Source organism: Streptomyces sp. NBC_00306, from assembly GCF_036169555.1.
GTDB classification, from domain to species: domain Bacteria; phylum Actinomycetota; class Actinomycetes; order Streptomycetales; family Streptomycetaceae; genus Streptomyces; species Streptomyces achmelvichensis.
On record NZ_CP108032.1, the window covers coordinates 739,319 to 762,429 of the forward strand.

Annotated in this window: 26 protein-coding genes; 7 read left to right on the plus strand and 19 right to left on the minus strand. The window is 70.8% G+C overall.

Annotated elements, in window-relative coordinates:
- Positions 1 to 156: 156 nt before the first annotated feature.
- Positions 157 to 420, minus strand: coding sequence for a DUF6158 family protein (locus OHA05_RS03260; RefSeq protein WP_313947945.1), 264 nt, complete (start codon positions 418 to 420; stop codon positions 157 to 159).
- Between the two features lie 97 nt (positions 421 to 517).
- On the opposite strand from OHA05_RS03260, the gene OHA05_RS03265 reads away from it, so the two are divergent.
- From OHA05_RS03265 to OHA05_RS03280, 4 genes are all read left to right on the plus strand, one after another.
- A complete protein-coding gene (locus OHA05_RS03265) occupies positions 518 to 1,639 on the plus strand; it encodes a baeRF2 domain-containing protein (RefSeq protein WP_328859748.1) in 1,122 nt (373 codons plus the stop codon).
- A 182-nt stretch (positions 1,640 to 1,821) separates the two neighbouring features.
- Positions 1,822 to 2,649, plus strand: a complete 828-nt coding sequence (locus OHA05_RS03270; RefSeq protein WP_328859749.1) for a VOC family protein — start codon at positions 1,822 to 1,824, stop codon at positions 2,647 to 2,649.
- A gap of 199 nt (positions 2,650 to 2,848) precedes the next feature.
- Positions 2,849 to 3,226, plus strand: coding sequence for an ANTAR domain-containing protein (locus OHA05_RS03275; protein ID WP_313947942.1), 378 nt, complete (start codon positions 2,849 to 2,851; stop codon positions 3,224 to 3,226).
- Positions 3,227 to 3,347: 121 nt separating this feature from the next.
- Positions 3,348 to 5,648 (plus strand): SpoIIE family protein phosphatase, encoded by a 2,301-nt coding sequence (locus OHA05_RS03280; protein WP_328859750.1) that lies wholly within the window; start codon positions 3,348 to 3,350, stop codon positions 5,646 to 5,648.
- Positions 5,649 to 5,724: 76 nt separating this feature from the next.
- On the opposite strand, the gene OHA05_RS03285 is transcribed toward OHA05_RS03280, so the two are convergent.
- A complete protein-coding gene (locus tag OHA05_RS03285; protein ID WP_328859751.1) occupies positions 5,725 to 8,688 on the minus strand; it encodes a HAMP domain-containing protein in 2,964 nt (987 codons plus the stop codon).
- A 329-nt stretch (positions 8,689 to 9,017) separates the two neighbouring features.
- Between OHA05_RS03285 and OHA05_RS03290 the strand changes: the two genes are divergently transcribed.
- A complete protein-coding gene (locus OHA05_RS03290; RefSeq protein WP_313947939.1) occupies positions 9,018 to 9,896 on the plus strand; it encodes a SigB/SigF/SigG family RNA polymerase sigma factor in 879 nt (292 codons plus the stop codon).
- On the opposite strand, the gene OHA05_RS03295 is transcribed toward OHA05_RS03290, so the two are convergent.
- The 5 genes from OHA05_RS03295 to OHA05_RS03315 all read right to left on the minus strand — a co-directional run bounded on the left by OHA05_RS03295 (position 9,856) and on the right by OHA05_RS03315 (position 14,075).
- Positions 9,856 to 10,299 carry an ATP-binding protein gene (locus OHA05_RS03295; RefSeq protein ID WP_313947938.1) on the minus strand — a complete coding sequence of 148 codons (444 nt, stop codon included), beginning with the start codon at positions 10,297 to 10,299 and terminating at the stop codon, positions 9,856 to 9,858. The two genes, OHA05_RS03290 and OHA05_RS03295, sit on opposite strands and share 41 nt — an antisense overlap.
- Before the next feature lie 11 nt (positions 10,300 to 10,310).
- The gene (locus OHA05_RS03300; protein ID WP_313947937.1) at positions 10,311 to 10,706 is read right to left on the minus strand and encodes an STAS domain-containing protein; all 396 of its coding nucleotides are present in this window, start codon (positions 10,704 to 10,706) and stop codon (positions 10,311 to 10,313) included.
- 215 nt (positions 10,707 to 10,921) lie between these two features.
- Positions 10,922 to 12,457 carry an MFS transporter gene (locus tag OHA05_RS03305; protein ID WP_313947936.1) on the minus strand — a complete coding sequence of 512 codons (1,536 nt, stop codon included), beginning with the start codon at positions 12,455 to 12,457 and terminating at the stop codon, positions 10,922 to 10,924.
- Positions 12,458 to 12,584: 127 nt separating this feature from the next.
- On the minus strand, positions 12,585 to 13,811 hold the full coding sequence (locus tag OHA05_RS03310; RefSeq protein ID WP_313947935.1) for an FUSC family protein: 1,227 nt from the start codon (positions 13,809 to 13,811) through the stop codon (positions 12,585 to 12,587).
- Positions 13,812 to 13,835: 24 nt separating this feature from the next.
- Positions 13,836 to 14,075 (minus strand): CDGSH iron-sulfur domain-containing protein, encoded by a 240-nt coding sequence (locus OHA05_RS03315; protein ID WP_328859752.1) that lies wholly within the window; start codon positions 14,073 to 14,075, stop codon positions 13,836 to 13,838.
- Positions 14,076 to 14,270: 195 nt separating this feature from the next.
- On the opposite strand from OHA05_RS03315, the gene OHA05_RS03320 reads away from it, so the two are divergent.
- Positions 14,271 to 15,308: an NAD-dependent epimerase/dehydratase family protein gene (locus tag OHA05_RS03320; protein ID WP_328859753.1), complete on the plus strand. Its 1,038-nt coding sequence runs from the start codon at positions 14,271 to 14,273 to the stop codon at positions 15,306 to 15,308.
- Positions 15,309 to 15,420: 112 nt separating this feature from the next.
- Here the strand turns inward: OHA05_RS03320 and OHA05_RS03325 are convergent, their stop codons facing one another.
- The 12 genes from OHA05_RS03325 to OHA05_RS03380 form a co-directional block, all read right to left on the minus strand.
- Positions 15,421 to 16,101 carry an HAD family hydrolase gene (locus OHA05_RS03325; protein WP_328859754.1) on the minus strand — a complete coding sequence of 227 codons (681 nt, stop codon included), beginning with the start codon at positions 16,099 to 16,101 and terminating at the stop codon, positions 15,421 to 15,423.
- Between the two features lie 41 nt (positions 16,102 to 16,142).
- A complete protein-coding gene (locus OHA05_RS03330; protein WP_313947931.1) occupies positions 16,143 to 16,748 on the minus strand; it encodes a flavodoxin family protein in 606 nt (201 codons plus the stop codon).
- 97 nt (positions 16,749 to 16,845) lie between these two features.
- The gene (locus tag OHA05_RS03335) at positions 16,846 to 17,130 is read right to left on the minus strand and encodes a gas vesicle protein K (protein ID WP_328859755.1); all 285 of its coding nucleotides are present in this window, start codon (positions 17,128 to 17,130) and stop codon (positions 16,846 to 16,848) included.
- Positions 17,127 to 17,330, minus strand: a complete 204-nt coding sequence (locus tag OHA05_RS03340) for a gas vesicle protein (protein WP_313947929.1) — start codon at positions 17,328 to 17,330, stop codon at positions 17,127 to 17,129. Before OHA05_RS03340 ends, OHA05_RS03335 begins: the two co-directional genes overlap by 4 nt.
- Positions 17,327 to 18,088 carry a GvpL/GvpF family gas vesicle protein gene (locus OHA05_RS03345; RefSeq protein WP_328859756.1) on the minus strand — a complete coding sequence of 254 codons (762 nt, stop codon included), beginning with the start codon at positions 18,086 to 18,088 and terminating at the stop codon, positions 17,327 to 17,329. Before OHA05_RS03345 ends, OHA05_RS03340 begins: the two co-directional genes overlap by 4 nt.
- A complete protein-coding gene (locus OHA05_RS03350) occupies positions 18,085 to 18,444 on the minus strand; it encodes a gas vesicle protein (RefSeq protein ID WP_313947927.1) in 360 nt (119 codons plus the stop codon). The genes OHA05_RS03345 and OHA05_RS03350 overlap by 4 nt, the downstream gene beginning before the upstream one ends.
- Positions 18,441 to 19,535, minus strand: coding sequence for an SRPBCC family protein (locus OHA05_RS03355; RefSeq protein WP_328859757.1), 1,095 nt, complete (start codon positions 19,533 to 19,535; stop codon positions 18,441 to 18,443). Before OHA05_RS03355 ends, OHA05_RS03350 begins: the two co-directional genes overlap by 4 nt.
- Positions 19,528 to 20,124 carry a DNA primase gene (locus tag OHA05_RS03360; protein WP_313947925.1) on the minus strand — a complete coding sequence of 199 codons (597 nt, stop codon included), beginning with the start codon at positions 20,122 to 20,124 and terminating at the stop codon, positions 19,528 to 19,530. Before OHA05_RS03360 ends, OHA05_RS03355 begins: the two co-directional genes overlap by 8 nt.
- Entirely contained in the window at positions 20,124 to 20,366 is a 243-nt protein-coding gene (locus tag OHA05_RS03365; protein WP_313947924.1) for a gas vesicle protein GvpG, read from the minus strand. The genes OHA05_RS03360 and OHA05_RS03365 overlap by 1 nt, the downstream gene beginning before the upstream one ends.
- A 3-nt stretch (positions 20,367 to 20,369) precedes the next feature.
- Positions 20,370 to 21,086 (minus strand): GvpL/GvpF family gas vesicle protein, encoded by a 717-nt coding sequence (locus OHA05_RS03370; RefSeq protein ID WP_313947923.1) that lies wholly within the window; start codon positions 21,084 to 21,086, stop codon positions 20,370 to 20,372.
- On the minus strand, positions 21,083 to 21,523 hold the full coding sequence (locus OHA05_RS03375; protein WP_328859758.1) for a gas vesicle structural protein GvpA: 441 nt from the start codon (positions 21,521 to 21,523) through the stop codon (positions 21,083 to 21,085). Before OHA05_RS03375 ends, OHA05_RS03370 begins: the two co-directional genes overlap by 4 nt.
- 41 nt (positions 21,524 to 21,564) lie before the next feature.
- The gene (locus OHA05_RS03380) at positions 21,565 to 21,873 is read right to left on the minus strand and encodes a gas vesicle protein GvpO (RefSeq protein WP_313947921.1); all 309 of its coding nucleotides are present in this window, start codon (positions 21,871 to 21,873) and stop codon (positions 21,565 to 21,567) included.
- A 137-nt stretch (positions 21,874 to 22,010) separates the two neighbouring features.
- Here OHA05_RS03380 and OHA05_RS03385 point away from each other — a divergent pair, with 137 nt between their 5' ends.
- Positions 22,011 to 23,036 (plus strand): PHP domain-containing protein, encoded by a 1,026-nt coding sequence (locus tag OHA05_RS03385; protein WP_328859759.1) that lies wholly within the window; start codon positions 22,011 to 22,013, stop codon positions 23,034 to 23,036.
- Positions 23,037 to 23,111 lie beyond the last annotated feature (75 nt).

The window sequence follows — 23,111 nt, forward strand, 5'->3', positions numbered from 1 at the left end:
CCCCTGGACGGCCGCCGGACAGGACACCACCGGCCGCCGCCGGACAGGACACCACCGGCCGCCACCGGGCAGGTCACCACCGGCCGGCCGTGCTCCCGTCATGCGGGAAGCGCGGCCGGCCCGTCCATGCCCCGACCGCTGATGACCGTCCACCGCTCACCCCGCGTCCGGTCCGGCCTCCGACCGGTCGCGCGCACCCGCCCGGGTCCGGCCCGGTGACACCGAACGCTCGGGGTGGCGGCGCAGATACTCCTCCTCCAGCTGCGCCATCCGGGTGGTGTGTGCGGAGAGCGCGGCGGGCGAGCCGTGCAGCAGCGTGTCGTGCCGGCTGCGGTGGATGGTCTCCAGCTCCCGGATGAGCTCGTGCTCACCGAGGCTGCCGGCGTCGATGCCCCTGGGCTCCTTCTCGGCCTGCGTCATGACAGCCGTGCTCCTTCCGTACAGCGGTTTCCGTGTTGCTCCTGTGCAGACGGGTACCCGCCCCCGACGCACTATCCGGCCCTCTTGGAGGTAGCCCATGCAACTCGGATTTCTCGCGCCCCTCTACGAGCGTCCCGGCCCCTGGGCCAGTGTCTATCTGGGCACGGACCGGGCCGACGAGGCGCACCCCGGCCGGCGTGAACTCCAGGCCCGTGCGGCCTGCCGCGAGCTGAGCGGACAGGGCGCGGACGAGGCGACCAGCCAGGCCGTGTACGAGGCGCTCATCGCGCCGGAGACCCTGCCCGGCAAGGCCGGTCGTGCCGTCTTCGCCGCGGGCGGAGAGGTCGTTCTGGACCCCGCGCTCACGGCCCGTCCGCCCGGGAACGGCGACGTCACCTGGTCGGCCGTGCCCCGCGTGGCACCCCTGCTGGACCTCGCCGAGCAGGAGCCGGTCTGCCTCGTGGCGTACATCGACCGCCAGGGTGCGGATCTGGAGGTCCGCAGCACCCACGGTCACCGCAGCGCCGGACAGGCCGAGGGCAGGGACTGGCCGCTGCACCGCAGCCCGAGCGCCGACTGGTCGGAGCAGCACTTCCAGCAGAGCGTCGAGAACACCTGGGACGAGAACGCCGCCACGACCGCGGCCGCGGTGGCCGGTGCCTGTGACCGGCACGACGCCGATCTGGTCGTCCTCGCCGGTGACGACCGGCAGCGCCGCGCCGTACATCGCAAGCTCCCCGCACGGCTGCACGCACATGTCGTCGAGACGGAGCACGGCAGCCGTTCGGACGGCGGCAACCGGCTGCTCGACGCGGACGTGGAGCGGGCCCGCGCGGACCGGCTGCACCAGCGGGCCGGCGACGAGCTCGATCGCTATCTGTCGGCCCGGGACGCCACCGCGGAGGGGGTGCCCGCGCTGGTCGAGGCCGCGCGTGAGCACCGGATCGCGGCCCTGTTCGTACGGCCCGAGGGCCAGGACGGCAATCGCGAGGTGTGGGTCGGCGACGACCCCGACCAGCTGGCCGTACGCCGCACGGAATCGCAGTACCTGGGCGAGGTCCATCCGTCGTCGGCACGGGCGGACGACGCGTTGATCCGTTCGGCCGTCGCGACGAATGCGGAGGTCCTGCGGGTACCGCCGGTGGGCGGCCACAGCGTGCCCGTCGGCGGGCTCGGTGCCCTGCTGCGCTGGCCCTACCAGGACGAGGAACGCGCCTGAGCGCTCCGCCGCCCGGCTGCCGGGCTCCCGGCCCGGCAGCCGGTGCGCGACTCGCGGGGACGCGGACCTGAGGGGACTATGAGGAGGAGCCGGATCCCGGTTGCACCCGCCCCCCAGGCCCGCGGCCGCACGTCCCGGGGCACGTCGAGGACGCCGCGTAACCTCAGGACACGAGTGTTGTGATGGACAAGAAGAGATTTGCCCACGCCGCCGGCACGGCGTCGAGCGCGGACATGTTCGGCGCACCCTGCTGGGTCAGCCTCATGGCCCGCGACCTCCGCGCCTCCCAGGATTTCTACGGTGCCGTCCTCGGCTGGAAGTTCCGCCGGGCGGCCCTCGGTGACGAGTTCAGCGTCGCCTTCGCCGACGGGACGCCGGTCGCCGGCATCGGCGCACTGGCGCCCCGCCTTCAGGTCGCCGTCGCCTGGACGCCGTACTTCGCCGTCGCCGACGCGGACGTGGCGGCCTCACGCATCCGCGAGCGCAGTGGCACGGTCGCCGTCGGTCCGCTCGCCTTCTCCCTCGGTCGCGGAGCCCTCGCCGCGGACCGCGACGGTGCCGTCTTCGGCATCTGGGAGGGCGCGCTTCTGCCCGACTGGCAGTCCAGCCACAAGGACGCGCCCGCCTGGCTCCTGCTGCGCACCCGCGACGCCTTCGACGCCGCGATCTTCTACGGCGAGGTCCTCGACTGGGCCGGCGACAGCCCGGGCGGCTGCGACGTCAGCTACGAGAACGACGAAGTGGTCCTCCTCAACAACGGGCATGTGCTGGCGCGGCTGAACTCCGGCGCGGTGGAGGCGGCACCCGACCCGCTCGTCCGTCCTCGCTGGGACGTGCACTTCCCCGTCGCCGACCTCGACGCCACGACCGCTGCCGTACGCGACCAGGGCGGCACCGTGATGGCGGAGCGGCTGACACGCGAGGGCCGGGAGGCCGCGGTCCGCGACCCCGACGGCGCCCTGTTCACCCTCACCAGCCGCACCGAGACGGGAAGCGGCGCCGGGAGCTGATGGGTCCAACCTGCCCGGCGCCTGCGCTTCCTCGCGCGAAGGGAACGTGCTGAGGGGGTACCGCGGTCCGGCGGACCGAAACCCGTCGGGGTGGACGGACCCGTCCGCGTGCGTGTCGGCTCCGGCCGGGGGAATGAGCGGAACGAGGATGCCGTCCACCGTGCGGGACGGCTCGGCCTGGCCGGAAGGGAATGCGGGCATGTCGGGGATGAGTGACGAGCAGGCGGGCACCGGGAACGCCGCCGACGCGTCATGGGCTGCCTCTGACGAGGAGCAGTACCGCGTCGTGAGTGCGGAGGCCGAGTCCGAGGAGCTGCGCAAAGAGGTCGACGGACTGCGGCAGGCGCTCGCCTCGCACCCGGTCATCGACATGGCGCGAGGAATCGTCATGGCCACCGCGGCCTGCACACCGGAGCAGGCCTGGCAGCTGCTGGTGGACGTCTCCCAGCACAGCAACGTCAAGCTGCGCGAGGTGGCACGGCACATCGTGGACAGCGTCAACGGCCCGCCGCCGCCCCCGGCCGTACGCACCGCACTGCGCGCTGCGATCGCGACCCTGCGCGACGGCACCGGATAGGGCTCACGGCCCGCCTCTGCCGGGCCGCCGCAGGCAGTGCCGCTCCGGGCCCCTCCCCGTAGAATCCGGATCGGGTGCGATCACACGGTGTCGCACCTCTCTGCCCGGGATGGGAGAGTCCGTGAGCACGTCCGCACAGGATCCTTCCGGCGCAGGCCGGGAGCGGGACGATCTGGCCGCGGCCGTGGCCGAGCTGTCCGCGCGGAACGCGGATCTGCGGGCCGAACTCGTGCGACGGCATCTGCTGGACCTGGCGACCGGAGTGCTGGTGACCCGGCTGGCCACCTCCCCCGCCGAGGCCGCCGAGCAGCTGGCCCGTATGGCCGCCGAAACCGGCCTGAGCACGGAGGACTTCGCCGCCGACGTCGTGAACGGCGTCGCCGGTACCGTCGCGGTCTCTCCCCCTCCGGCCACGGCGACCGCGTCGTCCGCCGCGTACGCCGACCGGGGGCCGCGCGCTGACGAGGCGCGCCGGATGCGTCGTGCGATGACAGACGCGGAGGCGCATCACACGGTCGAGGAGGCCGCAGCCGCCCTCCTCGACGGCGGGCTCAGGCATCTGGGCGTGCGGAGCCTGTGGCTGTGGCGGCGGACCGGATCGGGATGTCTCCAGCTCGCCGGGCACGCCGGCGTCGGGGCCACCGAGGCGTCGCAGTGGCGGTGGATCCCGCCGTCGCTTCCCGCGTCGTTCCGGCCGGCTCTGCTGGAGGACTCACCGGTCTGGCTCGCGGCGGGTCCGCCGCCCGACGACGTGCTGCCGGGCCCGGCACCGCAGGCGGCCCGTGCGGTGCTGCCCCTGCGGCTGCGCGGCACGACCGTCGGGGTGGCCCTGGCGGTCTGGCCCGACCGCGCCGACCTCGACGGGCCGGTGCGGCGCGCCCTCACCGATCTGATGGACGTGGCCGCACGGGTCCTGACGGCTCCCCTGTGGGAGCCCGCCCCGCTGCCGGCGCTGGACGAGCTGCTCGACGCGATGGCCCACCCCGCACTCACGCTGGTACGCGACCCGGAGACGGGTGCCCTTGCCGTCGAACACCTCAACCAGGCGGCGGTGGAAGCTCTCGGCAGCGCGGGACACACCACCGGTCAGCTCCTGAGCCGGACGCTTCCCCTGCTCCACGCACCGATCGCCGAACTCGCCGAACTCGCGCACTCCACCTCGTCGCTCCAGCGGGCTTCCAGGCTGCCCGCGGTGGACCACGGCGACGCGCCGGCTCCGCTGCTCGACGTACGGGTGCTGCCCGCCGGGGCCGAGCGGACCGTCGTCCTGTGGCACAGCAGCACCGACCGGGGTGCGGCGGCCACCCGTGCAGTCGCCAGGCTCCAGGGCGTGGCACCGTTCGAGGACAACCTGCTGACCGGTACGTCCTCGTGGGGCGAGCAGGCGTACGGCATCTTCGGGGCCCCGAGGGACGCTCGGCCGATCCCGCTCACGGAGCTGTACCAGCGGGTCCATCCGGAGGACGACGAGGACCTGACCGAGCTGCTGCGGAACCTCACCCAGCGACGCAGAGGCGCCGCCACGGTGATCCGTGTGGTCCGGGACGACGGCCGGCAGCGGCATGTGCGCATCACCGCAGAACCGCTGCTCGACCAGAGAACCCTCATCGGCATCTCGGGCATCTACCAGGATGTGTCCGCCGAGTTCCACACCGAGGTGGCCCTGTCGGCGACCTTCGACCAACTGACCGCCGTCCAGGCGCAGGCGGCCCTGCGTCATCGCCTCGCGCTCCAGCTCCAGCAGGCGATCGTTCCGGAGATGCCCGCCCTGGAGGTGCTGCCCGGTCTCCAGGCCACCGCCCGCTACCGGCCCGCGGTGCAGGAGTACCGCGTCGGCGGCGACTGGTACGACGTACTGCCGCTGCCGGACGGGAAGGTCCTCGTGGCCGTCGGGGACATCGCCGGGCACGGCATCGACTCCGCCACCGGCATGGTCGCCCTGCGCAACGCGCTCCGCGGTCTGGCCTTCACCGGTCACCGGCCCGGACGCCTGATGTCCTGGCTGAACGAGGTCACCATCCATACCCAGGGGCGCCCGACCGCGACCGCCGTGTGCGCGCTCTACGACCCGGCGGACCGCACCCTGCGCTGGGCGAGCGCCGGCCATCTGCCGCTGCTGCTGCTCCGCGAGGGACATGCGCAGTTGCTGGCTCCGCCGAAGAACATCCTTCTGGGGGCGACTCCGGACGCCCGGTACGAGGAGATCACGACCCAGCTGAAGCCGGGCGACACCCTGCTGCTGTTCACCGACGGTCTCATCGAGCGCCGCCACGACGCACTCGACGAAGGCCTCCGGTCGCTGCTGCGCACGGCGGAGGAACTGGCCGGGCGGGAGATCGACGACCAGGTGGACCGGCTGCTGGGAGCCGCGACCGGCGACACCGACGACGACACGAGTCTGATCGCGGTACGGGTCCGCTAGTGCCTGTCGCTCGGATCACGCCGGGAGCGGCACGTGGGTCACCACGGTCCCGCCCGCAGGGCCCGCCCGCAGGTGCTCACTCGGCGGAGCCGCGGCTCTCCCGGGCCAGCCAGCTGCGGATCTTCGTCATCAGCTGGTCCGTGTCAACCGGCTTGGCCACATAGTCGTTGGCCCCCGCGGCCAGCACCTCGGCCCGGTCACCGGGCATGACCTTGGCGGTGACCGCGATGATCGGCACCTCGGCGAACCGGGGGATCCGCCGGATGGCGCCCATGGTGGCGATGCCGTCCATGCCGGCCATCATCACGTCCATCACGATCAGATCGACGTTCTCGTGAGCTTGCAGTACCTCGATCCCCTCCTGGCCGCCGGCCGCCTGGAGAACCAGCATGCCCTCGTGCTCCAGGACCTCGGTGAGGGCGAAGACATTGCGGGTGTCGTCGTCGACGACCAGGACCGTGGCTCCCGGCGCCTGACCGACCGTGCGCGGCAGAGCCCGGGCGTGTGCTTCCGCCCGTTCCGCCGTCGCGGGCACCCGGGGTGCGGCCAGCGCGTGGACCGGCAGGTAGAGCGTGAAGCGGCTGCCCTCGCCCAGCGTGCTCTCGGCGGTGATGGTGCCGCCGAGGAGCTGGGCGACCTCGCGGCTGATGGAGAGACCGAGGCCGGTGCCACCGTACCGCCGTGACGTGGTTCCGTCGCCCTGCTGGAAGGCGCCGAAGACGGTCTGCAGCCGGTCCGCGGGGATACCGATACCCGTATCGGTGACCCGGAAGGCCAGGGTCGCCCCGCTGTCGCGCAGGGCGAGCGGCAGTTCGCCGGCGTCGGCGTTCTCGATGCGCAGCTCGACCCGGCCCCGCTCGGTGAACTTCAGCGCGTTCGACAGCAGATTGCGCAGCACCTGCCGGAGCCGGGACTCGTCGGTGGTCAGCTGGGCCGGTATGTCCGCGGCGGCCGTCACCCGGAACTCCAGCTCGCGCTCGCCGGCCACCGGCCGGAAGGTCGCCTCGACGTAGTCGAGGAGCTGCGCCAGCTCGAACGCCTCCGGGTGGACGTCCATCTTTCCCGCTTCGACCTTGGAGAGATCCAGGATGTCGTTGATCAGCTGGAGCAGGTCGGAGCCGGCCGAGTGGATGACCTCGGCGTAGTCGACCTGCTTCTCCGTGAGGTTGCCCTCCAGGTTCTGGGCGAGCAACTGGGCCAGGATCAGCAGGCTGTTGAGCGGTGTCCGCAGTTCATGGCTCATGTTGGCAAGGAACTCGGACTTGTACATCGAGGTCCGCGACAGCTGCTGCGCGCGGTCCTCCAGTTCCTGCCGGGCCTGCTCGATCTCCAGGTTCTTGCGCTCGATGTCACGGTTGCGGTCGGCGAGCAGCGCCGCCTTCTCACGGAACGCCGCGTTGGAGCGCTGGAGTTCCTCCTGCCGTGACTGCAACTCCGCGGACCGGGTGCTCAGTTCGGCGGTGAGCCGCTGGGACTGCTCCAGCAGCTCGTCGGTACGCACATTGGCGATCAGCGAGCTGACGTTGACCCCGACGGTCTCGATGAACTGGTCGAGGAAGTCGCGGTGGATGCGGGTGAACGGCCGCAGGGCCGCCAGTTCGATGACGCCCAGCACCTGGTCCTCGACCACGATGGGGAGGACGAGAAGGCTGCTCGGCTCCATGCTGCCGGAGCCGGACGCGATGGTGGCGTATCCGGGTGGAAGGTCGTCGACGGCGACGGTGCGCCTGCTGCGGGCGGCCTGTCCGACGAGGGACTGCCCGAACAGGAAGCGGCGCGGGCCGGCCGAGGGGTCGTCGGGCGAACCGTAGGCGGCGGTCATGACGAGTTCCGGACCGCGGTCGCTCTCGTGGGTGAGGAAGAAGCCGCCGTACTGCGCGGAGACCAGCGGCGGTACGTCGTCCATGATGAGTTCGGCGATGGCGGGCAGGCTGCGGGTGCCCTGCATCAGACCGGAGACGCGGGCCAGGTTCGTCTTCAGCCAGTCCTGTTCCTCGTTGGCCCGGATGGTCTGCCGCAACGACTCGACCATGGCGTTGATGTTGTCCTTGAGGTCTCCGACCTCGCCGGGCGCCACGACGGTGATGGACCGCGTGAGGTCGCCCTCGGCGACCGCGCTGGTCACTTCGGCGATGGCACGGACCTGCCGGGTGAGGTTCCCGGCCAGCTCGTTCACGTTCTCGGTAAGACGCTTCCAGGTGCCGGAGACTCCCTCGACCTCGGCCTGGCCGCCCAGACGGCCCTCCCGGCCGACCTCGCGGGCCACCCGGGTCACCTCGGCCGCGAACGAGGACAGCTGTTCGACCATGGTGTTGATGGTGGTCTTGAGCTCCAGGATCTCCCCGCGGGCGTCGACGTCGATCTTGCGGGTGAGGTCACCGCGTGCCACCGCCGTCGTCACCTGGGCGATGTTGCGGACCTGGTTGGTCAGGTTGTTCGCCATGGAGTTGACGTTGTCGGTGAGGTCCTTCCAGGTCCCGGACACACCGCGGACGGTCGCCTGTCCGCCCAGGTTTCCCTCGGTCCCCACTTCGCGTGCGACCCGGGTGACCTCCTCGGCGAACGAGGACAGCCGGTCCACCATCGTGTTGATGGTCTCCTTGAGCTCCAGGATCTCCCCGCGGGCGTCGACCCTGATCTTCTGGGTGAGGTCACCGCGCGCGACCGCGGTGGCGACCTGCGAGATGTTGCGGACCTGCGAGGTGAGGTTGTCCGCCATGGTGTTGACGCCGGTCGTCAGCTCCTGCCAGACACCGCTGACGCGGGGCTCGCGCGCATGGCCGCCGAGCAGGCCCTGGCCCCCGACCTCGTTGGCGACGCGGGTGACCTCGGACGTGACCAGCGACAGCTGCTCCACCATGCCGTTGTAGACGATCGCGATCTCGCCCAGCAGACCCTCGGCGTCGTCGGGCAGGCGGGCGGAGAGATCGCCGTCGCGTACGGCCGTGAGCCCGGCGAGCAGCTTGCGCAGCCCCTCCTCGCTGAGCTGGGCAGCGGGAGGCGTCCGGCGCGGATCGGGCGTCCGGTCCGGCACATCCATCGTCGACCTCGCCTGTCGTCATTCACGGCGCCGCACCGGCCGCGCCGTGAGAGGACTGCCGTGGGGCTGACCGTGGTGAACGGCGGTTTTCGCATCCACTGTGGCACGCTCCCACCCCCGCGACACCCGGAACTGCGTACAGATGTTCCCCCCTCCGGGCGGCGCCCCCGCCCGTACCGCCCCCTGCCGCCCCGTGGGGCGCCCGGGCAGCCACGAACCACGGCCGAAACATGGTGAAGCGTCTAAAATGGGAGTTTCTCAGCAGGTAGCTCAGACGACGGTCCCGCTGTATCCGACAGCGCCGGCCTCCGCCCCGTCGAAGGAGCCCCATGTCCCGCACCCTCGCCGTTCCGGCGACCGTGGACCTCACCGAGCCCGGCTCCGTCAGTACGACGGACGCCAAGGAACTCTCGGCGGCACTGTTCGAGCGCATGGCGACGCTGGACGAGGGAACAGCGGAGTACGCCTACGCCCGGAACACCCTCGTCGAGCTCAATCTCAGCCTGGTGAAGTTCGCCGCGACCCGGTTCCGCAACCGGGCGGAGCCCATGGAGGACATCATCCAGGTGGGCACGATCGGGCTGATCAAGGCGATCAACCGGTTCGACACCGGCCGCGGCGTGGAATTCGCGTGCTTCGCCCTGCCGACCATCGTGGGCGAGATGAAGCGCTTCTTCCGGGACACCAGCTGGGCCGTCAGAGTGCCGCGCCGGCTCCAGGAGCTGCGGATCGACCTGGCCAAGGCCGTCGATGTGATGGAACAGGACCTCGGGCGTCGGCCGACGACCGCAGAGCTCGCCGAGCGGCTCGACGTCACCGAGGAGGAGATCGTCGAGGGCGAGCGGGCGTCCAACGGCTATGTCGCGCGCTCCCTGGACGTCCCGGCGAACGAGGACGACGGCACGGTGGGAGCGCTGACCCGCAGCCTCGGCTGCGAGGACAGGTCCTACGACATCGTGGACTGCCTGGAGTCCCTGAAACCGCTCATCGCCGCGCTGGACGAGCGGGACCGGCTCGTGCTGTCCCTGCGCTTCGGCGACGAGCTGACACAGTCGGAGATCGGCGACCGGCTCGGCCTCTCGCAGATGCATGTCTCGCGTCTGCTGGCCCGCATCCTCGGCGCGCTGCGCGCAGGGCTGCTGAGTGACGAGCCTCCCGCCGACGGCCCTACCGATCCGGAGTCCCCGCCTGCCGGTCCGGCGACGTGACCTGGACCCAGACGATCTTTCCGCCGTCCGTCGGGGCCCAGCCCCAGCTCTGCGACAGGCGCTCCAGCACGATCAGCCCGTGACCACCGGGCAGGGACACCTCCCTGGGCCGGGGATGCGGCGGCTGGGCGCTGGTGTCGGCGACCTCGATCCGCAGACCGTCGGGGCCGTGGCGCAGCACCAGCTCGGTGGGCCCGCCGGCGTGCAGACAGGCGTTGGTGGCCATTTCGGAGACGAGCAGCAGCACATCCTCGACGACCGCTCCCCGCTCCCCCACCGCCGGCGTCCATCCCCAGTCGTCGAGGGCCTCGGCGGTGAAGTCGCGGCATCGGCTCACCACGCCCTTCGTCCCGAACAGGGCGAGACGACGTGTCTGCCCCTGTCCACGGAGGCTTGCACCCATCAGATCCTCCGCTAGGTCGGCCGCTCGTCCGCCAGAGCCTCGTCCAGGCCGGCGTACACCCGGAACACCGCATGGGCGCCGGTGATGTCGAACATGCGTGCCACCGGAGGCCGGAGTGCGGCGAGCTCCAGGCGGCTTCCCGCTTCGCGCGCCGTCAGTCGCGCCCGGAGCAGGACGTTCAGGCCGGTCGAGTCGCAGAACTGGAGATCCCCGCAGTCCACCACGACGCGCTCGGGAGCGGTTTCCAGACACTGCTGAAGGGCCTCACGCAGGGGCTCGGCGGTGTCGTGGTCGAGTTCGCCCGTGAGCAGCACGACCACGGTCGTCCCGGCGGGGCGCACCTCGACGCCGAAGCGTCCGTCCGCCGCGCCCTCCCCCGGTGGCTGCCCGGATACTCCCGAGACCATGGGGCTCTCCCGCCTTTCTGCCGTGAATCCGGCCGCGCACCCGCACCCGTTGCGCGCCGCGTCGAGACCGGCAGAACGCACCCGCCGTCTCTGATGGGACAGCGCTCCCGGTGTTTCCCCGGATGTACGCAACAGTGCCCGGCACGGCTGCCTCAAAACGCGCCGACCATGTACGGGCCCGGGAGCGCACGGCGGACCTGCCTCCTGACGTGCGGTCACACGGCCGGCGCGCTCGGCGGGCCACCGGGCTCCTTCGACCGCAGGTCACCGGCGTTGCCCCGCAGCTCGCCGCCCTTGGCCTTCACCGCGGACAGCGGGGTGGCGATGTCCTCCAGGGACTTCTGTTCGGCGGCCACGGCGAAGAACACGGCCACCAGGCCGGCCAGCACCATCAGCGCGGCTCCGATGCAGAAGGCGAGCACGGCGTCGGCGACGACTCCGCTCTCCGTCAGCTCGGCGAAGATCAGCGGGCCGGAGATTCCGCCGGCCGCCGTGCCGATGGCGTAGAAGAACGCGATCGACATGGCCCGCGTCTCCATCGGGAAGATCTCACTCACCGTGAGGTACGCCGAGCTGGCGCCCGCCGACGCGAAGAACAGCACGACGCACCAGCACAGGGTCATCGTCGTGGCGTTGAGCCAACCGGCCCCGAACATCCAGGCCGTGACGAACAGCAGGACGCCGGAGAGGATGTAGGTGCCCGCGATCATGGGACGCCGGCCCCAGGTGTCGAACAGCCGGCCCAGCAGCAGCGGGCCGAGGAAGTTGCCGAAGGCGATGACGGCGAAGAAGTAGCCGGTCGTGCTGCTGGAGACGTCGAAGAACTTCACCAGGATCGAGCCGAATCCGAAGGTGATCGCGTTGTAGAGGAACGCCTGTCCGATGAAGAGCGCGAAGCCGAGGGTCGCCCGCCGGGGATAGTCGCGGAAGACGCTTCTGCCGATCTCGACGAACCCGATGCTGCGCCGCTGTTCGATGGTGATCTCGGTAGCGGGTTCGGGCAGCGGCCGGCCGGTTTCCTCCTCGATCTCGCGCTCGACCTGGTCGACGAGTTTCTCCGCTTCCTCCGACTGCCCGTGGATGAACATCCAGCGCGGGCTCTCCGGCACATGGCGGCGTACGAGCAGGATGACGAGGCCGAGGACGACACCGAGGGCGAACGTCAGCCGCCAGCCGAGGTCCTTGGGGAAGATGTCGGTGTTCAGGGCGACAACCGACAGCAGCGCGCCGCCCATGGCTCCGAGCCAGTAACTGCCGTTGATGATCAGGTCGACGCGCCCGCGGTACTTGCTGGGGATCAGCTCGTCGATGGCGGAGTTGATGGCCGCGTACTCACCGCCGATGCCGAAGCCGGTCAGGAAGCGGAAGAGGAAGAACCACCAGACGGAGAACGAGACGGCGGTCAGCGCGGTGGCCGCGAGGTAGACGGCCAGGGTGATCAGGAACAGCTTCTTGCGGCCGTAGCGGTCGGTGAGCCGGCCGAAGAAGAGGGCGCCCGAACAGGCACCCGCCACATAGAGGGCCGCGGCCGTACCGGTGACCTGGGCGTCGCTGATCGGCAGTCCGCTGCCGTCCTCGGAGAGCCGGCTCGCGATGTTGCCGACGACGGTCACTTCCAGACCGTCGAGGATCCACACGGTGCCGAGGCCGATCACGATCATCCAGTGCCATCGCGACCAGGGCAGCCGGTCCAGTCTCGCAGGGACCTTGGTGGTGATGGTCCCGGTGGTCGCTTCTCCGCCAGAGCTCATGGGCAGTGCCTCCTCGGGGGCGGCCTTCCGTCACCGCCCATGGCGCCGCATGCGGGTACCCGATGGTCAAACCCGGTAAACGGGGCCGTGCACGGGCCGTGGGCCGGGCCCTTGGGGGACGGCCGGGTCAGCGGGCCGCGGCGCGCTCCCGTCGCCGTTCCTTGACCCATTCGCGGGCCGCGGCGATCCTCGGGTACTTCTCGCGCTGCTCCCGCGCGCTGCGGTCGAGCTCCTCCATGAGGCGCTGGGAGCGGAATTCCGGGGCCAGTTCGTCGAGGATGCGGTCGATCTCGGCGAGGAGCGCGCCGTGGAGCTGCCAGTGGCGCGGGTGGCGCTGGACGCCCTGGAGAAGCAGTTGGGCCGCGCGTTCGCGACGGGTGGCGGCCGCCGCCAGGTCCGCGGCGAGCCGGCTCTCCGCCGCTTCGGCGGCCTCGCTCGTCTGTGTGGTGACAAGGACCGCGAAGCTGACCAGAGCGTCGGCGGCATGCCCCAGCAGGTCCTCCAGTTCACGGCCCACCTCGGGGGGAAAGAGGTTCTCCTCGTCCCGTTCCTTGGCGAGGTCGGTCATGGTCCTGGCGAGGACGCGCAGGACGACCGCGCAGATCTCCAGGGTGTCGAGTCCGGTCCGCAGCACGACGCGGTGCAGCAGCCCCTCCTTGACCCGGGGGTTGAGCCTGAGACTGTCCTCGGCCTGGCGCAGGGCGGCGTCGACGTCGGCGATGTCGTGGTCGAGCCGGCGCGCCTCGTGCAGCCGGGCCGCGGCGGCCGCGACCGGCGTGGGGGTGGTCAGCTCCTCACCGAGGCGCAGCAGCAGCTGACGCATCCGCCGGGCCAGATCCGAGATGGACTCCCCCGCCGTGCCGACCCACACCGGTGGCACGAACAGCACGTTGAAGGCCAGCCCGACGGCGGCGCCGATGACCGTCTCCAGGATGCGGTCCCAGGCGGTGTCGGCCACCTGGGTCACGCCGAGGACGAGCATGGCGCTGATCGCCACCTCGGGAACGAACTCGCTCACCCGGACCACCCGGCCGACGACCAGGGACGCCAGGATGATCAGCCCGAGGCTCCACCAGCTGAGACCGACGAGCACGCTGAAGCCGATGGCGAGGAGCACCCCCGCCACGACCGCGTTCACGCGTCGGACCCCGGTGGTCAGGGTGGAATACAGGGTCACCTGGACGACGAGAAGGGCCGTCAGCGGTGCGGTGAGCGGGGCCGGTTCGCTGCTCAGCTGGAGAGCGACGACGTAGGCGATGGTGGCGGCGGCGGTCGACCGGACGGTCTGGACGACGACAGGCTCGCGGTACCGGTGGAAGAGTTCGACGACCGGCGTTCGTGCGGATTCGCGCATGTCAGGCACGTGGACCGGGCGCGCTCACCGCTTGGTGCGACGTCGGTGGCTGGTGTCGCACCAGGGGTAGGTCCGACTGCGCCGGCACGTGCACAGCGCGACGGTGAACCGGTCGGACGTCACCGTGGTGCCGTCGTCGAGGACGACCTCGACCGGACCTTCGACGAGCACCGGGCCGTTCTCGGTCACGGTCACACGGCGCGGCCGCTCGGCCGCCTCGTCGTCCCGCCGGTCCGTCGGTTGCGGCTCGTTCGCGTTCCTCATGTGACTGAGGTGCCCGTTGAGATGGCGCCGTCACGGTGAGCGGCGGGTTTTCGGATGAACCTACAAGCGGCCGATCCTCCGGATGGCCCCGTTTCACCGGCTGCGCGCGGGGGACTCGGAGCGCGCGGAGCACCTGTCTCCCCGATGCGGAGGCACATCTCTCCCCGTTACGGCCCCAACAGTACGGAGTGCCTGATGAGCGCGGACAAAGGACTGCGGGTGGTGGTCACCGGAGCCACCGGGAACGTCGGCACCAGTGTGGTGAGGGCCCTCGGCGCCGATCCACAGATCGCCTCCGTCCTCGGGCTGGCGCGCCGGATCCCCGGCATGACCGCGCCCCGGACCACCTGGGCGTCCGTCGATCTGTCCGAGGCGTCGGCACCGGACGCGCTGCGCCGCCACTTCGCCGACGCCGACGCGGTCGTCCATCTCGCCTGGCGCTTCCAGCCGACACACGACCCGGTGGTCACCTGGCAGAGCAACGTCCTCGGCTCGATCGCCGTGTACGACGCCGTCGTGGCCGCGGGCGTGCCCGCCCTGGTCCACGCCTCGTCGGTGGGGGCGTACTCCCCCGGTCCGAAGACCGCCCCGGGAGTCGACGAGTCCTGGCCCACGCACGGGTGGCCGGACGCCGCGTACTGCCGGGAGAAGGCCTACCTCGAGCGGGTGCTGGACACCTACGAGCGGCAGCACCCGCAGATCCGGGTCGTCAGGATGCGGCCCGGGTTCCTCTTCAAGGAGACAGCGGCGAGCGAACAGCGCCGCATCTTCGGCGGCCGCCATCTGCCGGGGCCACTGATCCGGCCGGACCTGCTGCCGTTCGTACCGGACCTGGAGGGACTGCGGTTCCAGGTGATGCACACCGACGACGCCGCCGAGGCCTGCCGGCTGGCGCTGCTGAACGACGTGCGCGGCGCGTTCAATCTCGCCGCTGATCCGCCCGTCGATGCCCAAGTGCTGGCCGAACTGCTGGACGCCCGGATCGTACGGCTGCCCCGCCGGGCGGTACGCGCGGCGCTGGCGGCGGCCTGGGGGCTGCATGCCGTGCCGGCGTCGCCGCATCTGTTCGACGCGGTGCTGCGACTGCCGCTGCTGGATTCGACCCGCGCGCGGGAGGAGTTGGGGTGGCGCCCGGAGTGGTCCGCGACCGAGGCGATCGAAGAGTTCCTGCGCGGCGTGCGGAAGGGGTCCGGCGAGGCGACCGAACCGCTTCAGGGGCACAAGGCGGCCTGAGCCGCGGGCGGGCGGCGACCCAGCCGCCTTCCAGCCGCCGCTCTGCCGCGCCTTCAGGCCGCCGGGCTCTGCCGCGAGCCTGCGGCACCGGGTCACCGGGCCGCCGGCCCGCTCAGCTGCTCCGGCGCCGCTCGATGTCCGCGATGGGGCTGCTGCCCAGCTGCTCCAGCAGGTCCGCGGTGTTCCGGTACACGGCCCGCGCACCGGCCGTCTCCAGATCCGCCCGTGAGATGCCACCGCTGAGCAGCCCCACTCCGACGACGTTCGCCGTAGTGGCCGCCTTCATGTCCCACACGGCGTCGCCGATGAACACGGCACGGTCCGCGGACACCCCCGCGAGCTCCAGGGCCTGATGGACCGGCTCGGGCGCGGGCTTGCCCTCTTCGACGTCATCGGCACTCGTCGTCGCGGTGATGGCGTCGTCGGCGTCGATCGCGTGCCGCAGCGCAGCGAGTTCGCCGCCCGACGCCGAGGTGGCGAGCACCACCTTCCACCCGGACTCGGCGAGTTCCCGCAGCAGGTCGGGCGCCCGCTCAAGCGGCGCGATGCGATCGAAGAAGGTCGCGTAGAGCACCTTGTGCGCGGTGATGACGGTGTCGTCCCCGTCGGTGTCCCGGTCGTCCCCGAGCAGCCGGGCGACCAGGTGGTGGCTCGGCAGCCCGAGAGCCTGATGGATGTCCCACATCTCCACCCGGTGGCCGGACTGCCTGAACGCCTCCCACCAGGCCGTCACATGGAGGTGGTTGGTGTCGGCAAGGGTGCCGTCGACGTCGAAGACCGCCGCGCGATCCATGGCCTGCTCCTTCATTCCGCTCGGGGGTTTGCTCGGCAGGTCTACTGCTCGGGTACGTCGAGCGGGTGGGCGATCAGCGCGTAGGCGGTCCGGTACAGATTGGCCGCCATCGTCCGTCCGGTCCGGTGGGCCCACTCGTGCCCGCGTTCGTCGTCGAGATAGTCGGGTCCCGGTCCCGGGCCGAGATGCCAGTACGTCCAGGACTGACCCGGGATCGTGTAGCCGATGTCGCCGAGGGCGCCCGTGATCTCGCTGATGACATGGTGCGCGCCGTCCTCGTTGCCCGTGACCACCACGCCCGCGACGCGGTTGTAGGCGACCGGCCGCCCCTCATGGTCCTGCTCGGACATCAGCGCGCTCATCCGCTCCAGGACGCGCTGCGCCACGGACGAGGGCCTGCCGACCCAGGTCGGCGACGCCACGATCAGGATCTGTGCGCCGAGCAGCTTCCGGTGCACCGCGGGCCACTCGTCCCCGTCCCCGGCGTCCGAGACGACCCCGGGCCTGATGTCCAGGTCGACCGCACGCACGTACTCGACGTCGCAGCCCAGCTCGATGAGGCGGTGACCGACGACCTCCGCGAGAGCGTGCGTGTTGGAGGGGTCGGGCGACCGCTTGAGGGTGCAGTTGACGACGAGTGCCTTCATGCAGCCTTCCTTCCCCGCACGCGGGCGTCCGGACGGGTGAATCGGTTCCGGGGCGGCCGGTGCCGGGGGCTTTCGGAACCTGAGCGGCGGGTGGCCGTCACGACCTGGGCAGCAGGGGGCCGAGCGGGCCGAGGTCGATGTTCAGGTCACTGGGCTTGAGCCCGAACTCGTCCCGCAGCACGCCCATCCGGTCCTCCAGGAGCATCAGCGTCAGGCCGATCCGCTCCTCCTGCTCCTCGCTCAGGTCCCCCTGGTCGACCCGGCGCAGCGCCTGGCGCTCCATGAGCTGGCGCAGCAGTTCCACCACGGTCAGGACGAGTTTTGCCAGGTCGCGTTCGACGGTGTCGGCGTCGAGATCGAGTCTCCGCGATTCTTCGCTCATGGTGCTCCCTCCCAGGGCGACCGCACCTGCTCGGTGACCGAACTGATGAGGGCCTTGAGATCGATGCGGACGAGGTCGACGTCCGCGATCCTCAGCGTGATGTCGCCACTGATCACGACCCCGCCGGCGAGCAGCCTGTCCAGCAGGTCGACCAGGGCGACCTGACGCTGCGCGAGGGGCGACCCGTCACCGGCGGTCACTGCTCGTCCTCGTCGCCGGCGAAGGAATACGGCACCCAGGGACCCGTCAGCTCCGCGCTCAGCCCCGGCTCCTCGGGCTGAAGACGGTTCACCGTCTCGACGAAGGCGGCACTCTCCTCACGCGGTACGAGATAGGCGGCGTTGAGCACGTTGTGGCCCGCCGCCTGGGAGAGCTGGGCCTGCTGCGGCCGGTGCAGCCGTACCGCCTCCGCATGGCGGGCCAGCTCCTCGTGCAGCCGGCGCGACACCACGTCCGCCGACTCCCAGGACCGCTCGCTCGTCCGGCGCTCCTCCAGCCGCCGGCGCAGATAGTCGCGGCCGGTCGCCGGGGCCGGCCCGGCCGAGTCCGGCGACTGCGCGGGCGTCTCGGCGTAGACCTTGACGCCCCACTCCACCCGGCCGTCGAGCCGCTCGAGGGTGCGCAGGAACCGGGCGTGCCCGGAGTCCAGCAGACGCCGCACCCCGTCGTCGTCCCGGCACACGGTCGCGAGACGGAGCGGCAACGGGCTGGTGACCGAGGCGAGGGCCGCGACCACGGACTCATGGGCCCGGGCGGTGTCGCTCAGCCAGTCGAGGTTCTCCAGGTGCGCCTTGAGCGGAGCCTCGTCGAAGTCGTCGGGCGACACCGCCGACACCACGGCGACGAGGTCGCCGTGGCCGAGCGCGTACACCGGAGCCCCGGCCACCCCCAGGAGGTCCTTGGGGAGCGCGGCCTGGAAGGGCCGGGACACGGCGTACACATAGCGCAGTTCGTTCATGCGGATTCCCTACGCTCCTTCTTCGTCTCCGCGCTGTCCACCGCCGGCTGCGCCGCCTCTTCCAGTTCGGCGATACGGCGCTGGAGGCGCTCGTTCTCGGCGGCCAGTTCGTTGCGGCGGGCACCGGTGGACAGTCCGGGATCGTCCTCCCACCAGTTGATGCCCATCTCCTTCGCCTTGTCGACGGAGGCGACGATCAGCCGCAACTTGATGGTGAGCAGCTCGATGTCGAGCAGATTGATACGGATGTCACCGGCGATGACGATCCCCTTGTCGAGCACGCGCTCGAGGATGTCGGCGAGGTTCGCGCCTCCGCCGGAGCCGTAGGGATCGGGGAGCCTGCTTGCAGTGGTCATCGGCGTCCACGGCCTCCGGACCCGGCCGGTTCACGCACCGCGTCCTCTTCGACGTCTTCCTCTTCTTCCTCGGGGAGCTCGTCCTCCTCGGCCGGCTCCTCCTCGTCCACGGGCTCCTCGGCCTCGTCCTCGTCCTCGTAGACGTACTCCTCTTCCGGCTCCTCTTCTTCCTCCTCCTCCGGAAGGTCCTCGTCCGCGTACTCCTCCTCGGGCTCCTCGCCCTCGGCCTCGTCGCGCTGGTCCTGCTCTTCCTGCTCCTGCTCCTCGGCGACGGCGTCGTCATGGGTGACGACGACCTCGCCGTCCCGGATCTCACCGCGCCAGCCGTCCTCGGCCTCGCCGCGCATCGATATGTGGCGGGCAAAGTTCTTGAGGTCGAGCCGGGCCCGGCGGCCCTGGGCGCGCCAGATGTTGCCGGTCTTCTCGAAGAGACCCTTGGGGTAGTACTCCATGACCAGCAGCACCCGGGTCAGGTTCTCGCCCAGCGAGTGGAAGGTGACGACGCCCTTGGTGCTGCCCTTGGCGCCCTCGGACGTCCACTGGATGCGGCTGTCCGGCACCTGTTCGGTCGTCCGGGCCTTCCAGCTGCGGCTGGACCAGAACACCTTCAGCTGCCAGTCGGACGAGGTGTCGTCGGCCACCGTCGCGCTCTTGACGCCCTTGGCGAAGGTGGAGAAGTCCTGGTAGCGGGTCCACTGGTCGTACGCGTCACGGACCGACACGCCGACGTCGATGGACTCGATGATGACGATCGGCTTGTTGCCGCCGCCGCTCTTGGACTTGCCCTTGCCGCCGAGGTTCTTGAACACGCCAGTGACCTTGTCCTTGAGATGGGAGGCGCCGAGCTCGACCGCGCTGCGGACCGGGCCCTTGCCCTCCATCGCCTTGCGGCCGCCCTCCAGCGCAAGCTTGGCGAAGCCGGGGCTTCTGCCTTCCGCGATGTCGTTGAGCTTGTTGGTGCTCTGGCCGAGCTTCCGGCCGGCGGACATCAGCGCCTGCTGCGCCTGCGCCGCCAGGAAACTCTGCAGTTCTTCCTTCACCCGCTGGATGGCGGGGTTGTCCCCGCTCAGCGGCGACGTCTTCTCAGCCACGGTCCCGGCCTCCCTTCGAGGCGGCCCTCTTCGCGGCGGTCGTCTTGGACGCCGTCTTCTTCGTGGCGCGCCGCGCGGGCGCTGCCGTCTTCTTGGCCGTCGTCCGTCGTGCGGCGGTCTTCTTCTGCGGGGCCGCCTTCTTCTGCGGCTCGCGGCGCTCGCGGTGCTCTTCCTCGTCGCCACCGTCCTCGCCATCGGCGCTGTCCCGCGCCTCTGCGTCCTCTGTGTCCTCTGCGTGTCCCTCGTCCTCGTCCCGGGATCCGGGGACGACGCCCTGGAGCCGGTCCTGGACACCCAGCGTGCGGCCGTGCAGCCGGTCGGCGAACCCTTCGAGCTGCCGGTTGACGAGCGCGCCGGTCGCGGCCTTGCCCACGCCGCCGAGGTCCTGCCGCAGCTGATCGCCCAACTCCTTGAACTGCGGGTTGTTCTGCAGCTGCTGGGTGACGAACTCCCCGATGGCCTTCGGGCTCAGCTGGAGTCGCTTGCCTGCCACCAGCGTGCCGACGGCAAACGCCAGCTTCGCCTTCTTCGTACGCCCGAGCACGTACCCCGCCCCCACAGCGAGGCCAAGAACCAGCCTGTTGTTCATCATCCCTGCTCTCTGTTCTGCATCGCCTCGAGCCGGTCGAGGAGCTCGTCCTCCCGGCGGTCGAATTCGGCTTCGTCGATCTCGCCCGCGTCCAGTTGGTCCGACAGCCGGGCGAGTTCGCTCTGAATGGCCGAAGGGTCGTAGTACTGCCGCTCGGCCTCGTCCACCACCTGCTGCAGCACCCAGAAGGTGCCGCGCACCGGGGCGGCGGGCAGAAGCAGCAGTTCGGAGATGAGGCCCATGGCTCACTCCACGAAGCTGTAGGGAGGAAGCGGTCCGGTGACCGTCAGCACGAGGTGCGGCTGCTCCACACGGAGCGCGTCGACCGCGTTCACGAAGTCGGCGCTGCGCTCGCGGTTCACCAGGAAGGAGAGGTTCGCGAGCCAGCCGACGCTCTGCGGCCCGGCGCTCGCCTCCTCACAGACCCCTTCCAGCGTCGCCCGCACCAGATCGCCGTCACGGGCCTCGCGCTGCTGGACGGCCGCCGCGATGCGCTCGCCGAGCTGGATCTTCTGCTCGTGGGTGCCACCGCCCGCGGTCCGGTTCGCCTCGGCCAGGGAGCGCAGCTCGGGGTCGTCGGCGAGTACCCGGTGCAGCACCGACTCCTCGTCGTGCGAGGCCTTCACGTTGTACTCGACCTTGCCGTCCAGAGCGCCCAGGCGCTCCAGATAGTGCTCCTCGCGCTCGGCGAGGACGGCGGCGAGCGTCTCGTCGTCGGGTGACACTCCGCCGAACCGCAGCGGAAGGACGGAGCCGGACTCGCCGGCCTGACGCAGGACGTTCTGGTGCGCCAGCAGGTCGCGCCGCTTGGGCCTCAGGTTGTCGGGGGCGTCGCTGACCAGAGCGGCGAGCTGCCCCTGGCGGATGACGCGTACGGGCCGCGGCGGGTCACCGATACCGTCCGCCTTGTCCGGGAGGCTCGGGTGCGAGCTCCTGGCTATGCCGTAGACATAGGTACTCACTCCGTCTCCTCCTCCTTCTTGCGTGCCGCCGGGCGGCGGGTACGGGAACTGCGCGGCTTGGACTCGGTCTGGCTCTCGTCACGCGCCTGCTGGAAGGAGTCCGAGATCGTCTGCGCGGCACCCGAGAGCGCGCCCCTGGTCTTGCCGCGGGCACCCGACTCGGTCATCTCGCCGACCAGCTCGGGCAGACCCGGGTCCTTGTGCGGTCCGGACTCCAGGTCGAGGCGGTTGCACGCCTCGGCGAAGCGCAGGTACGTGTCCACGCTGGCCACGACGACACGTATGTCGATCTTCAGGATCTCGATACCGACGAGGGAGACCCTCACGAAGGCGTCGATGACGAGTCCCCGGTCGAGAATGAGTTCCAGGACGTCGTAGAGGCCGCTCGAGCCACCACCACGTCCTTGCTGCTGCTGCTGTGCCGGCACAACGGTCATTGCCGTCAGCCCTCCTCAATGAAGTGATGCACGGCGGCCGCCTACTTGGGGTCGGCCCTTCCGCGCTCGTATCGGCGTATGCGCCGGTATCCGCTCAGCTCGCCCTGCTCGTCGAGCGTCACCTGGTAGGTGGCCAGAAGGCTGGTCGTGGTGGGGACGCGCTCCATCTCGAGCACCTCCACCTCCAGCGACCAGCCGTCCTCCGTCCGCTCGAACGACGAGACCGATTCGGCTTCCCGGCCGGTGAGCTCCGTCAGCTGTGCGCATGCCTGACGCAGCACATCCATCGGACCCGGCCTGGAAGCCTCGCTCCGGCTCTTGTTGTCTGTGTTCTCTGCTGAATTCGCCATGGCTCCTCCCGACTGCGTGTTGCACGTCTGCGCCCGTCCAAACCCTGGACAGGCACCGGTCGCGTTCTTTCGGCATGCCGTCACCGCTGGTGCGGGCGAGAGTGGAGGCAACGACGGCCGCACAGGAAGGAGCCGTGATGGATCCGGTGGAGGCGCTGGACAGAGTGGCTTTTCTGCTGGAGCGCTCGCTCGCGGAGACCTACCGGGTCCGTGCCTTCCGCAACGCGGCGGCGGCCCTCGCGGCGATGCCGCGGAAAGAGATCGCCGAACGGGCCGACGCGGGGACTCTGGAAGCGGTCAAGGGCATCGGCCCGAAGACCGCGAAGGTCGTCCGGGAGGCCCTCGCCGGTGCGGTGCCGACCTATCTGGAGCGCCTGGAGGAGGAGGCGTCCGCACCCCTCGCGGACGGCGGCGGGGAGCTGCGGGCCCTGCTGCGCGGAGACTGCCATGTGCACTCGGACTGGTCGGACGGCGGCAGCTCCATCGAGGAGATGGGCCGGGCGGCGATCGCCCTGGGGCACGAGTGGGTGGTGCTCACCGATCACTCGCCCCGGCTGACGGTGGCGCGGGGGCTGTCCGCCGAGCGGCTGCGCGAGCAGTTGGACGTGGTGGCCGAGCTGAACCGGCAGTGGGCGCCCTTCCGGCTCCTCACCGGCATCGAGTGCGACATCCTGCTGGACGGCTCGCTCGACCAGGAGGACGAGTTGCTGGACCGGCTCGATCTCGTGGTGGCCTCCGTCCACTCCGAACTGCGGATGGAGCCGGCGAAGATGACCCCGCGCATGATCAGGGCGGTGCAGAACCCGCTGGTCGACGTCCTCGGCCACTGCACGGGCCGGCTGGTCACCGGCCGGGGCAGGCCGGAGTCCCGGTTCGACGAGGCCGCGGTCTTCGAGGCCTGCGCCGCGCACGATACGGCCGTGGAGATCAACAGCAGGCCGGAGAGGCTCGATCCGCCGATGCGTCTGCTGCGGACCGCCGTCGAGGCGGGTGTGCGGTTCGCCATCGACACGGACGCGCACGCGCCGGGCCAGCTGGACTGGCAGATCCTCGGCTGCGACCGGGCCGAGCGTGCGGGCGTTCCGGCGGAGCGAGTCATCAACACCCTGAGCGCGGCCGACCTGCTCGACACGGTGGCTCAGGCCCCGGGACACAAGGACTGAAGTCCCGTTTTCACGGTCGTTGCCCGGGCACCCGTTCCCTTCGTACGCACCCCGTACGCACCCCGTACGGATCGA

Excerpts from the sequence above, each read along its gene's own strand:
- OHA05_RS03260 (WP_313947945.1), bottom strand. The coding sequence starts at position 420 with ATGACGCAGGCCGAGAAGGAGCCCAGGGGCATCGACGCCGGCAGCCTC.
- OHA05_RS03265 (WP_328859748.1), top strand. The coding sequence starts at position 518 with ATGCAACTCGGATTTCTCGCGCCCCTCTACGAGCGTCCCGGCCCCTGG.
- OHA05_RS03270 (WP_328859749.1), top strand. The coding sequence starts at position 1,822 with ATGGACAAGAAGAGATTTGCCCACGCCGCCGGCACGGCGTCGAGCGCG.
- OHA05_RS03275 (WP_313947942.1), top strand. The coding sequence starts at position 2,849 with ATGTCGGGGATGAGTGACGAGCAGGCGGGCACCGGGAACGCCGCCGAC.
- OHA05_RS03285 (WP_328859751.1), bottom strand. The coding sequence starts at position 8,688 with ATGGATGTGCCGGACCGGACGCCCGATCCGCGCCGGACGCCTCCCGCT.
- OHA05_RS03290 (WP_313947939.1), top strand. The coding sequence starts at position 9,018 with ATGTCCCGCACCCTCGCCGTTCCGGCGACCGTGGACCTCACCGAGCCC.
- OHA05_RS03295 (WP_313947938.1), bottom strand. The coding sequence starts at position 10,299 with ATGGGTGCAAGCCTCCGTGGACAGGGGCAGACACGTCGTCTCGCCCTG.
- OHA05_RS03300 (WP_313947937.1), bottom strand. The coding sequence starts at position 10,706 with ATGGTCTCGGGAGTATCCGGGCAGCCACCGGGGGAGGGCGCGGCGGAC.
- OHA05_RS03305 (WP_313947936.1), bottom strand. The coding sequence starts at position 12,457 with ATGAGCTCTGGCGGAGAAGCGACCACCGGGACCATCACCACCAAGGTC.
- OHA05_RS03310 (WP_313947935.1), bottom strand. The coding sequence starts at position 13,811 with ATGCGCGAATCCGCACGAACGCCGGTCGTCGAACTCTTCCACCGGTAC.
- OHA05_RS03315 (WP_328859752.1), bottom strand. The coding sequence starts at position 14,075 with ATGAGGAACGCGAACGAGCCGCAACCGACGGACCGGCGGGACGACGAG.
- OHA05_RS03320 (WP_328859753.1), top strand. The coding sequence starts at position 14,271 with ATGAGCGCGGACAAAGGACTGCGGGTGGTGGTCACCGGAGCCACCGGG.
- OHA05_RS03325 (WP_328859754.1), bottom strand. The coding sequence starts at position 16,101 with ATGGATCGCGCGGCGGTCTTCGACGTCGACGGCACCCTTGCCGACACC.
- OHA05_RS03330 (WP_313947931.1), bottom strand. The coding sequence starts at position 16,748 with ATGAAGGCACTCGTCGTCAACTGCACCCTCAAGCGGTCGCCCGACCCC.
- OHA05_RS03335 (WP_328859755.1), bottom strand. The coding sequence starts at position 17,130 with ATGAGCGAAGAATCGCGGAGACTCGATCTCGACGCCGACACCGTCGAA.
- OHA05_RS03345 (WP_328859756.1), bottom strand. The coding sequence starts at position 18,088 with ATGAACGAACTGCGCTATGTGTACGCCGTGTCCCGGCCCTTCCAGGCC.
- OHA05_RS03350 (WP_313947927.1), bottom strand. The coding sequence starts at position 18,444 with ATGACCACTGCAAGCAGGCTCCCCGATCCCTACGGCTCCGGCGGAGGC.
- OHA05_RS03360 (WP_313947925.1), bottom strand. The coding sequence starts at position 20,124 with ATGAACAACAGGCTGGTTCTTGGCCTCGCTGTGGGGGCGGGGTACGTG.
- OHA05_RS03365 (WP_313947924.1), bottom strand. The coding sequence starts at position 20,366 with ATGGGCCTCATCTCCGAACTGCTGCTTCTGCCCGCCGCCCCGGTGCGC.
- OHA05_RS03375 (WP_328859758.1), bottom strand. The coding sequence starts at position 21,523 with ATGACCGTTGTGCCGGCACAGCAGCAGCAGCAAGGACGTGGTGGTGGC.
- OHA05_RS03380 (WP_313947921.1), bottom strand. The coding sequence starts at position 21,873 with ATGGCGAATTCAGCAGAGAACACAGACAACAAGAGCCGGAGCGAGGCT.
- OHA05_RS03385 (WP_328859759.1), top strand. The coding sequence starts at position 22,011 with ATGGATCCGGTGGAGGCGCTGGACAGAGTGGCTTTTCTGCTGGAGCGC.